We start from the raw sequence: 505 nt of genomic DNA on the forward strand, positions 1-505 counted from the left end.
CGCGGCGACCTCGTACCGTTTCGGCTTCGGGCGGCGAACCGGCAGCCCGGTGGCCTGGTCGATGTTGATCAGCTTCGGCATCTTGTATCGGGCGAGCACCCGACCGACCGTGGAACGGTGCAACCGCAGGTGATACGCGATCCGGTGCGGACCCCACCGGCGAGTGAACCGCAACGCGACGATCCGATGCTCCGTCTTACGCGAAAGCCGGTTCGGTGACGAGGTGGGCCTCGAACTACGGTCGATCAACGGCAGCCCTGCCCGGTACCTGTCGGCCCACCGCTTCACCGTCGCGGGCGAGCACTGGAACCGTTCCGCCGCCCGCCTCAACGACCAGCCCTGTTCCACGACGAGAACAGCAAGACGACGACGCCCTTCCGGTGTCAAGGGTGCGTAAGCGTGAGTCACGAAGACCTCCGTGGTCAGGAGAGTGAGTGTGGTAACCCACATCCTGCCCGGAGGTCTTCGCTACCTCACCCGTTCACAACCTCCCGGGGAAGTACAG

At 65.1% G+C, this 505-nt stretch carries 1 protein-coding gene; it reads right to left on the reverse strand.

The features are described 5' to 3' along the window. On the reverse strand, positions 1–408 hold a 408-nt coding region (locus tag ACT3TZ_RS15270; RefSeq protein ID WP_444584260.1), incomplete at its 3' end, for a helix-turn-helix domain-containing protein. Between the last annotated feature and the right edge of the window lie 97 nt (positions 409–505).

The sequence above is a fragment of the Brachybacterium sp. AOP25-B2-12 genome, assembly GCF_052378625.1.
GTDB lineage: Bacteria > Actinomycetota > Actinomycetes > Actinomycetales > Dermabacteraceae > Brachybacterium.